Source organism: Thermogladius calderae 1633 (genome assembly GCF_000264495.1).
In the GTDB taxonomy this organism is placed as follows: Archaea; Thermoproteota; Thermoprotei_A; order Sulfolobales; family Desulfurococcaceae; genus Thermogladius; species Thermogladius calderae.
The window spans coordinates 427822-441361 of the sequence record NC_017954.1 but is presented as its reverse complement, the minus strand read 5'-3'; the positions used below and the strand labels follow the sequence as shown (position 1 = coordinate 441361).

The 13540-nt window shown below is 58.2% G+C and carries 15 protein-coding genes; 5 read left to right on the top strand and 10 right to left on the bottom strand.

Annotated elements, in window-relative coordinates; all coding sequences use genetic code 11:
* Positions 1–86: 86 nt before the first annotated feature.
* Positions 87–953, top strand: a complete 867-nt coding sequence (locus TCELL_RS02510) for a hypothetical protein (protein WP_048162965.1) — start codon at positions 87–89, stop codon at positions 951–953.
* Between the two features lie 2 nt (positions 954–955).
* On the opposite strand, the gene TCELL_RS02505 is transcribed toward TCELL_RS02510, so the two are convergent.
* Positions 956–1630, bottom strand: coding sequence for a CehA/McbA family metallohydrolase (locus TCELL_RS02505; RefSeq protein WP_014737155.1), 675 nt, complete (start codon positions 1628–1630; stop codon positions 956–958).
* 67 nt (positions 1631–1697) lie between these two features.
* On the opposite strand from TCELL_RS02505, the gene TCELL_RS07620 reads away from it, so the two are divergent.
* Entirely contained in the window at positions 1698–1916 is a 219-nt protein-coding gene (locus TCELL_RS07620) for an ATP-binding protein (RefSeq protein WP_083829956.1), read from the top strand.
* Here the strand turns inward: TCELL_RS07620 and TCELL_RS02500 are convergent.
* On the bottom strand, positions 1867–2136 hold the full coding sequence (locus TCELL_RS02500) for a hypothetical protein (RefSeq protein ID WP_014737154.1): 270 nt from the start codon (positions 2134–2136) through the stop codon (positions 1867–1869). The genes TCELL_RS07620 and TCELL_RS02500 overlap by 50 nt on opposite strands.
* Before the next feature lie 73 nt (positions 2137–2209).
* On the opposite strand from TCELL_RS02500, the gene TCELL_RS02495 reads away from it, so the two are divergent.
* Complete coding sequence (locus TCELL_RS02495) at positions 2210–2908, top strand: metallophosphoesterase family protein (RefSeq protein ID WP_014737153.1); 699 nt, start codon at positions 2210–2212, stop codon at positions 2906–2908.
* A gap of 12 nt (positions 2909–2920) precedes the next feature.
* Here the strand turns inward: TCELL_RS02495 and TCELL_RS02490 are convergent, their stop codons facing one another.
* The 6 genes from TCELL_RS02490 to TCELL_RS02465 form a co-directional block, all read right to left on the bottom strand.
* A complete protein-coding gene (locus TCELL_RS02490) occupies positions 2921–5347 on the bottom strand; it encodes a valine--tRNA ligase (protein WP_014737152.1) in 2427 nt (808 codons plus the stop codon).
* Positions 5348–5409: 62 nt separating this feature from the next.
* Positions 5410–5775, bottom strand: coding sequence for a hypothetical protein (locus tag TCELL_RS02485; protein WP_014737151.1), 366 nt, complete (start codon positions 5773–5775; stop codon positions 5410–5412).
* Positions 5776–5778: 3 nt separating this feature from the next.
* Complete coding sequence (locus TCELL_RS02480) at positions 5779–6915, bottom strand: radical SAM protein (protein ID WP_014737150.1); 1137 nt, start codon at positions 6913–6915, stop codon at positions 5779–5781.
* A gap of 85 nt (positions 6916–7000) precedes the next feature.
* Positions 7001–7600, bottom strand: coding sequence for an HD domain-containing protein (locus TCELL_RS02475; RefSeq protein WP_014737149.1), 600 nt, complete (start codon positions 7598–7600; stop codon positions 7001–7003).
* A gap of 34 nt (positions 7601–7634) precedes the next feature.
* Positions 7635–8561, bottom strand: a complete 927-nt coding sequence (locus tag TCELL_RS02470; RefSeq protein WP_157864686.1) for an N-glycosylase/DNA lyase — start codon at positions 8559–8561, stop codon at positions 7635–7637.
* An 80-nt stretch (positions 8562–8641) separates the two neighbouring features.
* A complete protein-coding gene (locus TCELL_RS02465; protein WP_048162963.1) occupies positions 8642–10246 on the bottom strand; it encodes a hypothetical protein in 1605 nt (534 codons plus the stop codon).
* Between the two features lie 306 nt (positions 10247–10552).
* Here TCELL_RS02465 and TCELL_RS02460 point away from each other — a divergent pair, with 306 nt between their 5' ends.
* Positions 10553–10828 carry a hypothetical protein gene (locus tag TCELL_RS02460; protein WP_014737146.1) on the top strand — a complete coding sequence of 92 codons (276 nt, stop codon included), beginning with the start codon at positions 10553–10555 and terminating at the stop codon, positions 10826–10828.
* A 6-nt stretch (positions 10829–10834) separates the two neighbouring features.
* On the opposite strand, the gene TCELL_RS02455 is transcribed toward TCELL_RS02460, so the two are convergent.
* Positions 10835–11467, bottom strand: a complete 633-nt coding sequence (locus TCELL_RS02455; protein WP_014737145.1) for a hypothetical protein — start codon at positions 11465–11467, stop codon at positions 10835–10837.
* 64 nt (positions 11468–11531) lie between these two features.
* Here TCELL_RS02455 and TCELL_RS02450 point away from each other — a divergent pair, with 64 nt between their 5' ends.
* Positions 11532–12530 (top strand): bifunctional phosphoglucose/phosphomannose isomerase, encoded by a 999-nt coding sequence (locus TCELL_RS02450; protein ID WP_014737144.1) that lies wholly within the window; start codon positions 11532–11534, stop codon positions 12528–12530.
* Here TCELL_RS02450 and TCELL_RS02445 read toward each other — a convergent pair.
* Positions 12519–13391, bottom strand: coding sequence for a geranylgeranylglycerol-phosphate geranylgeranyltransferase (locus tag TCELL_RS02445; RefSeq protein ID WP_162097825.1), 873 nt, complete (start codon positions 13389–13391; stop codon positions 12519–12521). The genes TCELL_RS02450 and TCELL_RS02445 overlap by 12 nt on opposite strands.
* Positions 13392–13540 lie beyond the last annotated feature (149 nt).

Genomic DNA, 13540 nt, shown 5'->3' with positions numbered 1-13540 from the left:
AGTAGCAAACCGTCCGGAGTGGTGAGGAGGAGCTCTCAGCCTGATCTCTAGGTCCTCCGAGACGAGTGGTAAAAGGGGTGGTCCACGTGAGCACTGTAGTAAAGTCCTTCCTCTACGGGGTCTACCTAGCAGTCGATACCCCTATCAAGCCGGGTGGTTATCACAGGTTGAGAGTAGACCTCGAGTCGGTTAGCCTAGTGTGCAACAGTATCTCGGTATCGGACCTCGTAAACGAGGCGACCTCGATAGGGGAGCGGGTTAGAAGAGGCGACCTCTCACTACCCTCGGTCGAACTCGGCAGGTTTCTCAACAAAGCCCTAAGGGAGGCCTTCAGGTGGTGTGGCAGGGTCTACCCCTCGTTGATAGTGCCGAGCCTCCTGTACGCCTTCTCGCTCGGGTACACCGGTACCGAGAGTATTCTGAGAGACCACGCACAAGTGAAGAGGGTGCTGGAGAACCTCCTCTCGGCAAACAGGCCTGGGGACATCAAGACCTTCCTAGACGCGCTGAGAAGCGTCCATAGGACGGACATGCTCGACCACCTTGCCTCCACAGACCTTACAGGCGTCACGTTGATCAGCTCAACGGTTTCTTTCAGCGAGGTGTTCAGAGTCTTGTCGTCTAAATGGCCCGCATTTACGCTTCTCGACACACACGAGTTCCCAGTCATAGGGCTACTGAAGAACATGCTCAACTACAAGAAGAGGTTCAAGAGCGCGGAGGCCAGTATACTGGCTACTTACCTCGACCTGATTACGCCCCGTATTCCAGTTAACCTCAGAGGCGCTGTTAGAGAGCTGGTCGAGAAAGACCTGGCCAGTAGGGAGGCGGCTAAGAGGTTACTCGAGGTAGATGCCGAAGTGAGGAGGCAGGGGTTTAGCTTTAACGAGTACGTCGAGGAACTGGCGGTGCTGACCTTCCTAGCCATCTACGAAGGGCTACTCACGGCGTAGGGCTACTTGCCCTCCAACAGGTCTCTAATCCTCCTCTCAATGCTCCACTCGACCCACTTAAAGGTCGCTTTCACTCCGTGATGCCCGAATACTGGATGTACCCGGCCTCTCCTAATGGACTCCAAAACGTGTTGAAGCCCTAGGTCGTCTACTTCGACGATCGTGTAGGCGGAACCGACCTGTTCGACTACATGCGCGTCGCTGTTGGCTAGCCCGGGTAGGCCCAGCTCCCTGGCCGCCTGAACCGCCCTCCTGTTGGAGGCCTTGGTAGAAGATGCGTTCCAAACCTCTATAGCGTCCCACCCCCTCACGCTGTACACGTACTCGCCTATACCGAGCCTGAAGAGGTCGAACGGGTGAGCGGGGACCACGAGACAGTTGTTCTCGTGTGCTTTATCGACAAGCTCTTCAAGCCTATACGGCGTGTCGAAAGGGTGTTCGCAGTAGACCAACACGTCTCCTCTGTCCGTCCTAACCTCCGCCCCAGGAACCACCAGCACCTCCAGTGCGCCCTTGGGTACTTGCCTTACGGCTCTCATACTACCCTCGAAGGTGTTGTGGTCGCTTATCGATATCACGGCTAACCCGATGTCTGCAGCACGGTGGACTATCTCGCTTGGAGAGTTCTTCCCGTCGCTGTAGAGGGAGTGTATGTGGAGGTCGGCCTTGACCCTCACTTCCTAGCACCGCTCTTCAACGGTATTTTAGACCGGGTTGGACAGTTTAAAGTATTAGCTGAGAGTCATGAGTTATAGAGTGGTGCTGGACATTGAGAAGTGCGACAAGTGTATGCTTTGCGTCGACCTGTGCCCGCTACACGTCTTTTACACGGATAAGAACGGTGAAATACGCGTTAACGACTCTCGCTGTATAGGGTGTTTTGCCTGCGTACCTCTCTGCCCTAGGAGGGCCATCAAGGTCTTTGTTGACGGAAAGTCTCTTCCAGAGGGAAGTACGGCTTGAGCTCGCCTCCGCAGTAGGGGCACCTGTAGTGTAGCCTTCTCGCGTCGGCACTACAGAAGTACGCATCTCTACCCTTTGAGACGCAGGTGGGGCAGTAGAAGACGTCTTTTGTGTCGTACGCGGCGAATAAGTCCAGCTTCTTGTTACAAATCGCACAATAGACTGTAGTCCAGCCCTTGTGACCAGACTTCTCCGCACCCCTCAGTAAGCCTACAGTCATAGCACCACCGCAACTGGGAGCTGGGAGATTATTGATAAAACGAGGTTTTTATAAATTTACCCAGGGTACTCCTGTGGTACTGATCCTAGCCACCGGCGACATACACGCCCCGGCCTACACTTCGAGTTTCCTGAGCGCTCTCGAGAAAGCTGGTTCTATAGAGCCGGACGTGGTTCTACTCGCGGGCGACCTAGTGGAGCACAACAACATAGCCGCTTTTAAACCAGTCTACGAAGAGCTCCTCAAGCGGTTTGGAGGCGTACCTATTGTAGCGGTTTTCGGCAACGAGGAGTACGTGGGGTTTGAGGACGAGTATAGGAGAGTCTACGGGAGGGTCAGGTGGCTGAACGACGAGGTCCTCGACCTCGAGGTATCTGGTACGAGGCTGTGTATTATAGGGTCTCGGGGGGCGCTCAACAGGCCGACGAAGTGGCAGGAGAGGCATATGCCGGGTCTAAGAGCCTACTACAAGACTCTACCGGAGAAGGTGCTGAGAATGAGCAGGGAGTGCCGGGCCCGTGGATGCCAGAAAATCGTACTGCTGACGCACTACGGGGTGACCTTCAAGAACCTCGCTGGCGAGCCCCGCGATATATGGGACTACCTAGCCAACCCCGACTTCGAGAGAGTCTTAGCCGAAGGCGGTTTCAGCCTGGCTATCCACGCTCACGCCCACAGGGGGGTGTACGAGAGGGTGGTCGTCGGAGACACGCCTGTATACAACGTCTCCTTCCCGGCTAGGGGGAGGATCGTCGAGATCACCCTCGAGTGAAAAAGCACCCGGTCACAACGCAATGTAGACTCCGCCACCGATATCCGCCGCGTTCGCGGGCGGCTCCTCGTATAACTCGACATCTTCGAGCCTGTGGAGGTCTACGACCTCTTCCAAGGCCCCGCTGAGCTTGGCGGGTAGGTAGACCTTGGCCTTTACGGGGTCGGAGAGCCGCATATTGTTCTTCTTCTTGAACCTCCATATAGCCGAGTTGACCTCTTCTACAAGCTTCGCTAGCTCGTGCCCTTTCTCTCCAAGCGTCTTATCTACTCTGGGGAACTCCTCTGTGTGCACGCTCTTCCCGTAGAGCTCTCTGTAAATGGCGTCTGTGACGAACGGCATTATCGGCGCCAGCATCTTGAGAAGAGTCTTCAACACGTAGTGTAGAGTGAACCAAGCCCCTCTCTGCTCCTCGCTACTGTACCTCCCGCTCTGGTTGTAGGCCCTCGACTTAACTAACTCGACGTATTGAGAGGCGAAGTAGTTCCAGGCGAACTGGTATATCTCGTGTACCGGCTCGTAAACATCTAACTCGGCGTAAGCCCTGTCGACCCTCTCGAGGACGGCATTCAAGTAGGCTAAGGTTGCCTCGTCTACAGGCCTGAGCTTGTAGTCGCCCGGCTCGGGGAAACTTGATACGAACCTCGCTATGTTCCACAGCTTGGTGGCGAACATCAGCCCTGTCTTGATCAGCTGTTCAGAGAACCTGTAGTCGTACCCTAGCCTCCCACTCGCTGCAGCCCAGAATCTGAAGGCGTCTGCCCCGTACTTCTCCAGGTAGGGGTCTGGGTCTATGACGTTGCCTTTGGACTTGTGCATCTCCTCACCCTTCTCGTCTAGCCCCATCCCCGTTATCCTCACCCAGCTGAAGGCCGGCTCTCCTTTTAGTTGGTACACTCTCAGGATTGTATAGTAGAGCCACGTCCTCACAATGTCTACGCCCTGCGGGCGCAGAGTGTACTTCACTCTCTTGTAAAGGCCGGGGTTGTGCATGTACCCAGAAGCGTAGAGCACCGAGATACTGCTGTCGAACCAAGTGTCGAACACTTTCTTCTCGCCGACGAGCTTGTCTCTGGGCGCCCCGCACACGGGGCACCTGTCCCATGGCGGTGGGTCTCTCCAGGGCCTGTAGTACGTGCCCGGCTCCGGGACAAGCACACTACCACAGCTCGTGCAACGCCAGACAGGGACCTCGGTGGCGTAGTACCTGTCCCGGCTTATAGGCCAATCCGTTGCTACGCTGTTAATCCACGATATTAGCCTGCTCTTGTGGAACTCGGGCCTGAAAACGATTTTGTCGACCAAGTCGATCAGCGCATTCTTGAACTCCACCTGTTTGAGGAACCACTCTCTCGTCGCGATGATCTGAGTCGGCGTCTTGCACCTCCAGCAGACTGGCACCGAGTGCCTAATGGCCTCTTTCTTTACTATCAGCCCGCTCGACTCGAGCGCCTCGACGACCTTTCTCCGCGCCTCCTCAACGGTTAGCCCCGCGAGAAAGCCTGCTTTCTCCGTCATCTTGCCCTCTTTGTCGATGATTATCTCGGGCTGGAGCCCTAGGTCCCTGAACATCTTGACGTCGACGTGGTCTCCGAAGCTACACACCATCATGAGGCCCGTGCCGAAGGAGGGGTCTACCTCCGGGTGCTCGGCTATTACCAGTTCTGTCCCGTACAGTGGGGCTACAGCGTGGAGACCTTTCAGCCTTTCGTACCTCTCGTCGCCCGGTTTGTAGACGAGGGCTTTGCAAGCCCTGAGGAGCTCGGGTCTAGTAGTGGCGACGACAACGTCTTCGCCGGTTTCCTTGACTTTGAACTTTATGTAGTACAGGTAGTCGTCCCTCTCGACGTACTCGAGCTCGGAGTCCGCGAGCGTCGTCCTACATCTCGGACACCAGTTAACGGGTCTCTCGGCCTCGTAGATCAGCCCCTTCTTGTAGAGGTCTATGAAGGTCGCCTGTGTTATCGTCCTGTACTTGGCGCTGTCCGTCCCCTCTCTCCAGTAGTCGAAGCTGCAACCTAGCCTCCTCCACACTTTAACGATCTCGTTCTCGGCCTCGTCCAGGAAGCGTCTGCACAGCTCCAGGAACTTCTCTCTACCCTCGGGGGTCTTGGAGAGCTCGTGGGGGTTGACACCGTACTTCTTCTCAACCTGTACCTCTACCGGTAGCCCGTTCCTGTCAGCGTAGAAGGGGACCACGACGGCGTAGCCCTTCATCCTGAAATACCTTGCCACCATGTCTATCTGGGCATAGTGCGCTGCGCCTCCCACGTGCCACTTGCCGCTAGCGTACGGGGGCGGTGTGTCTATCACTATCACTTCTTTCGAGTCTAGATCGGGCTTGTATAAACCCTCCTTCTCCCACAGCTCTAATAGCTCGACCTCTCTACTGGGGCTCCAGCGAGTCGCCTTTAACCTAGGCTTGTACGTGTCCGGCAACGCGACACCTGTCCGGCTAGGTGTTATAAAGTAGCCGTTTGTGATTAAAAACGTTCAACGGCTCACTGTGGAGTGGGTTTTGCCCTAATTAGAAGCCAGGAGGTCTCGAACACCTTTCTTAACACGTCTTCTCCGACGGGCTTTCTCAATACCCACCTGACGTTCAACGTCTCCACACCGCCTGGGGTCTTGGAGCCCACGACCTCGAGGCTCAGGGTCACGTCCTTGAGCTCGGGGCCCGCCAGAGCTGGGTCTAGAGTCGAATATATCAGGCAAAAGTCCTCCTTTACGCAGCTAGTTCTCGTGACAGGGTAGTCAAAGCCCTTCTTGTACACGTCCACGCTTACGAAGACCTTGTCGTCCTCCTCAACCACCAGTACCCTGTAGTAGTCGCTGAAGTACACCTCCCTTACACTGTCCGGCAGCATCGGCTAAGACACCTGTTTGTACTCTAACTTAAATTCCTCGGCCATTTTATAAGCCTCGAGGATCTCGTCGCGCCTGAGCCTCCGCGCTATCTCCTTGTACTTCTCCGGGTACTTCAGGACTAGGTGCTCTGGCCTGTACTGGTCCATGACGTTCACTAGCGCCCTCGGCGTGTTCTCGGATATCCACTGTAGGACTCTCCTAGTGCAGCACTCCAGGTGCCCGGGTAAGACCAGGTGTCTTATGATCATGTCCCCTGAGTCGTGCGCCATCTTAATGTTTCTCGTCGCTACCGCCCAGTAGTCCCTAACCTTGCTTAGCCGCCAGGCGCACTCGTCGTTCCCGTACTTCAGGTCTGGGAGCCATATGTCTACCACGTCGAGGAGCAGCCTCGCGACCTCCTCGGTCATGTACATGTTGCTGTTCCACAACTGCGGCACGTTCACGTCGAGGAACTTGAGGCTCTCGAGTATGAAGGCCACGTGAGGCGTCGGCTCGCCTCCCACGTGGTTTATGTTGCGCGCACCTCTCAACCTTAGAGCCCTCTGGACCTTGGCGAGCTCCAGGCTCGAGACAACCTCGCCGCCTCTCGCGTTGACCTGGCTGATGTCGTAGTTCTGGCAGAACACGCACTTGAAGTTGCAGCCGCCGTAGAAGATAGTCCCGCTAGGTACGAGCGGCGCCTCTTCCCCGATGTGGAGGAAGGCCGAGTGAACAATGCACTTGTCGGCCATTAAGCAGACGCCGGGCTGGCCGCTGAGCCGGCGGGCGCCGCACCTCCTCTCGCACAGCCTACAGGGGTCCATGAGCCTGCGGGCGATAGCTATCTTCACGTCGAGGTAGCTGTGCCTGGGGTCGGGTCTCCTCAGGTACGAGGCAGGGGTCGCGTCGGCGCTCTTGACCTCTCTCAGCAGGCTGTCGAAGTCCCTGGCAGCCCTCTCGTGGACCTTCCACAGTTCTCTCATGTCATCCAACCTGTACGGGTCCTCGGGGACCTCGACCTTGCGAGCGATTATGAACTTCGCCGGCTTCTCGTCGACCATCACGCTGTGGTACCAGGACAGCCTCTCTCTTACTACCTCGTCCTCCCACACTGCGAGGGCGTCGGGTCTAAGTATGAAGACCTCGAACATGTTCTTCATCACTTTCTCTAGGATAAGGCTCTTAAAACCGTGTCTAGGCCTCCCCGCTCCGTTAAGCCTAGAGTAGGGGCTGGCCTTCGGAGGCCTATGACTCTTTACCCGAGGAAGAGAGCTCCTCTACAAGTTCTTTGACCACTCTCTCGACTCTGCTCGTCAGCTCCTCCGCTTTCCTCTTGGAGTAGGAGAAGTGCATTAGGTCTTTCAGCCTGAATATCTTCTCGTGGAAGTGCCTTATAATGTCGTCCATACTACCGCCCGTTTTCCAGTTGTACGCAAAAACCCGTAGGAACCCTACCACGCCCAGCGCATCGAGCTTGTCGGCGTCGCTCAGGACGAGGGCCTCGGTGCTCATAGGCCAGACCTTCTTCGAGCGCGAGTAACTGAAGCTGTGGTACTCTATGGCGTTGACAACCTTCTCGACGACCGCGTCGTCCAAGCCCCACCTCCTGAGGAACCCCGCTGCGAAGACCGCCGAGTAGTAGGCGTGGGGCTCCCCTATGACTCTCCCGACGTCGTGCAGGTATACCGAGAGGTCTAGCACGAGGGGGTCGACTTTCAGCCCCTCCTCCCTAACGATCTCCCAAGCCCACTTCCTCACTCTCTCCACGTGGGGGTACCCGTGGTCGAAGTCCGACCCCAGCGACTCCCGTGCTACGCGCCTAGCCTCGGCCACGACTCCTTCCATGGGCGCACCCACGTTTACATGAGGGCCCTCGTCTTTAAACCCCTTTGGTCCGGGGCTCTAGGCATTTCGAGAACTCGCTGTAGAGCTCCGAGAGAATCTCGATACGCTCACCGCCAAGACAGCCCCTCGCCGCCTCCAGGATCTCGTCCATCCGCCTCCTACCCGTGAGCGCCCCTGCTAGTGCCCAGGTGAGGGCGTCCAGCTTCACGCAGTCCACTCCGGCCGTGGTGCAGAGCTCTCTGAGGGCTGCCAGGGCGGTCCTCTTGTGCCTTGTCATCAACAAGCCCACGCACTCGTCTAGGCTCCCGCCACACCCCCTCACGAGACAGCCTGCTAGCAGTAGCAGGGCGTTTCTCCGGTCTACGGGTACGGCTACGTCCCCCCTCGTCTCCGAGCCGCACGCCAAGCAGACGTACCTCAGCATCTTACCCGCGAAGGCGATCGTCTTGTCCTCGGGGCTTCCACCCATCGTCCTCGCCAGCTCCTCCACGAGTCCCTGGAGGTTGCCACAGTACCTCAGCGGGTCGGCCTCGAGCTCCGCCGCCAACCTCGAAGCGTAGAACCTGCTGAGCCTGTCGAGCTTGTCTAACAGCCTGGCCCTGTTGAAGCGCGTGGACTCGAGGAAGCCCCTGTGTACCTCGTACAGCCCTCCCGACGACGACACCACCCACTTGGCGAACTCCGTCCAGTACACCTCGCCGGTAGTACTGAGCTGGTAGCTCACCAGGGAGTTGGCTACGACTAGGACAGCGGACTTCCCGCAGCCAAGCCTCTCAACGACCTGCCTCACCGCGCTGAACTGAGGGTCGGCCCTCTCGAAGCACTCGAGGAATCCCCCGAGACCCCTCAAGAGCCCTGCTATGAACCTTACCCTATCACGGTCTACTATCAGCGTCCCGATCCCCTGAGGCGGTAGGCCGTGAAGTAAATGTCGTGTTGAGTACAAATAAACGCTCGCCAAGCCGGTGTGGGCACGACGGGAAAAACGCAAGTTTAGGGGGAGGTTGCACCGTTGAACTCTGTCTAGGCGCTATGTTTGGGTTAGGCGAATTCGAAGTATATGCCAGCTGGAACATTGTAGACGCAGCTGCCGCACCATGGACACCACCATGGGGGCGGTTGCGTGTAATTGTATTTGCTGACTGCTACGTACACGTACTTGTCGACGTTGTAGCCGATGCCCTGCAAACTGCCAACATTATACATACCGCCCGTAACGTAGAAGCCGGGCCGCTCAGTGCCCAGCGATATCTGTATTGCTGAGGCGAGAGTCGCGGCCACCGCGCACGCCGCGCCGCTAGTCTCGAGGCCGAGGGCGGCGCAAACACCCATCGCTATGACCGAGCCGGATACCCCTACTCCGGACCCGCTCCCGCAGGTGTCGTAGTATTGGAATACGTTCCCTAGAGAGACGGACTCGCCCGGGCTCAGCGCCCCGTCGCTCAGGGCGGTGTCCGGTATTACAAGCAGGGTTCTAGTGGTTGCGTTAAAGAACTTGTCCATGATGTAGGGGTGCGGCAACCCCTGCTCTACACCCCCCTGTATGGTGGTGCCGTTCACCAGGACGTCTGTTATGAACGCCTCTACTCTGTCCCGGCCCTGCAGGCGGGTACATTCACTCGAACTGCATAGGTAGGCCTCGACGAACCGCTGTATTGGCCTGGCCCATATGTACAACCACGCACTAGAATTGGGCGCAACCGGGTAACCGACGCCGTAGTAGTAGGTGCTTCCTCCCCACGTTCTCCCGGCTAGCTGCAGGCTTATGTCCGGCAGGCTAGCACGCGTTATGTTCGGCAAGATGTCTCCAGTGCCGACGGTGAGCTTAGCCTCTTCTCGCCGGGGCCCTATATTCATGCTGACCATGACCACCCCTGAGTAGGAGAAGAGGTTGTTCGCGATCAACACGGGCGTTTTAACGTAGAGTATTCCGTTCTCTGCCCTGAAGTAGCTGGGAGGCAGGTACGCTGTCACGTACTCTGGCTTGTTAGTGTACGTCCTCTCGCAGTAGTAGAATGGGGGGTACGCGGGGGCGCACTTCAGGTCTACACTACCCGAAGTCAGTAGAGTAGTGCTCGCCTCGACGTTTTCGACCTGGAGAACTTCAACGTTTTTCACAGGCCTTAACAGGACGTTCTCTACTCTGTAGACCGCCTGGTAGAGTCCCCCGGCCTTGGACACCGAGACAGTGTACTTCAGCGCTCGCGGTGACAAGAGGTCGCCGAGTTTAACCGGGAGCGAGTATGTCGTCTCGTACAACACGCTGTTGTTTGAGGAGTCCAGTAAGACAGCGTGTACTATTAGGCCGAAGAAGTGGTTTGCCTGCCCGTCGCCTGGTACTCCTCTCGACCTGAGCACCGAGGCCCAGGCCCTCAACGCCGGCTCGATGCTCTTGTACGGGACTAGGAGGAGGGGTATACCCTTGTAGCACTTGAAGCCCAGTAGAAGAGTGTCGCTTGGGACAGGGGCGACAGCCTCCGCCCTCACACACAGGTATACGTCCCTGCTCAAAGACAGCTGGTCTGTCACATCGATATTCCTGTCGTGCGAGGGCTCGTGGAACCTGAACTCCAGGTAGACCCCAGGCTCGACCACTAGGTATGTCCCGAGAGGTATGGAGGCCGAGAGTACCCCGACAGCTATCAATAGAGCCACGTAATGCCGGCTGAGCCAGCGTGGCCAAGCGCGCACTAGGAGCCCCCTATAGCAGTTAAACAAGTTTTGTATCTATAAACTTTTGCTCGCGCTCGTCGTCCACGACCAACGCCTCGACACGCACGCGAAAGGGCCTCGGGGTACGCCTAACAGCAATACACCGATCCACGGCTGCTTCGTAAGGAGTGGCCTTCTTAAAGCGGCCTCTGCAAAGACATATTACCACCGACACCTGGTTACAGTAGCCCGGGGTTACCTGGACACCTCCGACTCCAAGCCCTCGCGCGATGGTGGCCTATGTACCACGTCTCCCTCGACGTTAAGCTGGGGGCAGAGGGCCCCTCGCGTATCACGAGAAGGCTCTCGGAGTTGCTGGGCGAGCCGGTCTGGGATGGACCTGTCGGCCTCTACCGCAGGGGAGAACTCGTGGTGCTGGTAGTGAGCAGGGGGGATCAGCTCTACATAGACATCATAGGGCCCGAGGAGGAGGTCAACTCCGTCCTCGCGGGGCTGAGGGACTGCCTCCCGCTGACAGGTGTGTACGTGAGGGGGATGCGGAGGCTCGGCTCTTGACGGGCTCTACGCTAGCTCTACTACCCCCCTCCTGACCCTGAGGTACCTTCTAGACACCAGTTTAGAGAGTATCTCCCTGGCCGCGTTCTTGGACACGCCCATCTCCCTCTCTATAAGGAACAGCACGTCGCTCACCTTCAGCTCACCGTAGTCGAGCATCGCCTTCTTGACGAGCTCCAGAGCCCTCTCTTCGAGGGGGGCTAGGCCGGTCCCCTCTACTAGACGGCCGCCGCTAGTTGTGAGGACTACCCTCTCGCCTGTCGAGGGTGTCTCGAAGACGTACACGCCCCAGTCCAGCCTCCTCAGGTAGTGCCTCGTGTAGAACCTGGGCGCCTTGACCCTCTGCGTCAGGAAGACGACCACGTTCTCGGCTGGGACGTCGAAACACGGCTTGTCTACGCAGACCAGTCTAGTCTCAGGGCCCGGCAGGCCCTCCTCAGGCTTCTCGCTTAGCACCACCCTCTCCAACCCCTTGGTCAAGACTGCCGCCAGGGCCTCTGTGACGCCCCCCTCCGCCACGACGTTGATCCGGCCGCCGGTGGTCTCCTCAACAAACCTCGCGACGAGCTTGAGCACTACGTTGATGTCGCTGGTGTAGACTACGTGCCTGCCCCGGGCCAGCACCTCGACTACGCGCAAGAGGGCTTCCTCACGCCTACACTAAAATACTCTTTGCTCCATATAAAGTGGTCTGGGTGGCGGCATGCGGGGGGACTACCTCAACTGGCCTAGACTAGTGGAGGACGCGCTCTCCAAGTGGGGTAGCGTCTCTGTCGAGGGGCCGTTCGAGAACATCGTGGTGTCGGGGATGGGCGGTAGCGGTATTGTAGGGGACGTCGTCAAGCTACTAGCGCTGGAAAGGCTCAGCGTCCCCGTGGAGGTTGTGAAGTCCCACATAGTCCCATCTTACGTGTCTGCTAGGACGCTCTTCGTCAGCGTGAGCTACAGTGGCAACACACACGAGACCCTACTGGCCACGGCCAGGGCCCTCGAGAAGGGGGCCAAGGTGGTGGCGATAACAAGCGGGGGGTTACTCGAGAAGCTGGCCACGGAGAAGGGGCTCCCCGTGTTCAAGACCCCTGTAGGCCTGTTACCCAGGGTGAGCTTCCCCCACATGCTGACCGGCGTGCTAGGCGTACTGGACTCCAGCGGCCTCACCGTCGCGTCGAGAGCCGAGGTCGAGGACGCTAAGAGGCAGCTGGAGAGAGAGGCGGGGGAGATAGCCAGCGAGGCCTCATCGCTAGCGGAGTTCGCCTACAGCAGAGAGCTCCTCGTTGTCGCGACTCACAGCCCCCTGGAGCCCCTGGCTGTGAGGGCTAAGTCGGAGTTCAACGAGAACTCGAAGATAGTGGTCAAGGTAGACGTGGCACCCGAGTGGATGCACAACGACATAGTCGGCTACGAGAAGCCCCTGTTCGACGAATACCGGGTTGTCGCGTTCTACGACCCCGACGACCAGGCGGGGAGGGGCCTCGTCGAGTTCATGGTGGGGGAGCACGAGCGGAGGGGGAGGAGAGTCAGGGTACTCGCGTTGAGGGGGGTGAACAAGGTGGGGAAGGTCCTCTACGCCGCCATGTTGTTCGGGCTGGCGAGCGTGGAGCTGGCGCTGAAGCGGGGGCTGGACCCCGCTGCGACGGAGAGTATTGCGAGGTACAAGAGCGCGGCTGGGAGGATCTTCGGGGTCGGCACGCTAAAGCCCTGAGGCCCAGAAGGCGACAAGCCCCAACACCATCGAAGCCAGCATTTTCACTCTCGCGTCCTCCAGCACCTTTTTGTCCGTGGGCCTAGAGTAGGCCTTCACCGCCTGGTGTAGGTAGGCGGCCGCCGCCAACAGTATGAGGACTAGGAAGGCGGTGCTACCGTTGAACGCGTACGCTACGAGGGCCAAAAAGGGTGCGGAGGCCCCGATCACTAGGACCAGCCTCCTCGACGCCTCCGCGCCGAAGACTATTGGTATCGTCTTGTAGCCGGCTTTCTTGTCACCCTCCACGTCCTGGAGCGCCTTGACGACCTCTCTACCCGTAGTGACGAGGAAGACGAGTACTGTGAAGGCGGCTGTGAAGGCCAGCTTCCCCTGTGGCGGTCCCGCGAGCACGTACCCGTAGACGACGGGCCCCGTGGTTGAGAGCGAGACGAGTAAGTGGCTCCACCAGTGAGCCCTGAGGTAGCTGTAGGCCAGCCCCACGAGAGTGTAGACTGCTACCACCAGTGCGGGCAGCCAGCCCAAGCCCGGCTCGGCGAGTGCGAGCAGCGCGTTCAGGACTATAGAGGACACTGCCAGGGCTAGCCCGAGGCTCCTAGTAGTCTCCCGGCTGACCCGGCCTGACGGTATAGGTTTCCACGGCTTGTTCACCGCGTCAACCGCCGCGTCAACGTAGTCGTTCACGAGCATTGAGGCCGCTGTAGAGAGGTAGCCCGTCGCTGTAGCGACGACAGCCACCAGGATGCCTGGTGGAGTATACCCCCTGTAGACCAGGAGAGCCATGAGGGCACCCAAGCCGCTCATGAGGCTGTTAACAGGCCTTGTCATCGCTACGTAGTCGCGTAGCCCCAAGCACCGCACCACTGTTTTAAACCTGGGAAACAGAGTTAAATACGGTGTGATGAGACGACGGTTTACGGACCGGTGAAGAGCGTTACCCTAGCTGAGGCCTTCTCCTAACCTACGGTAAACTCACCAATACCACTCCTACACTCGAGGACACGAGAACA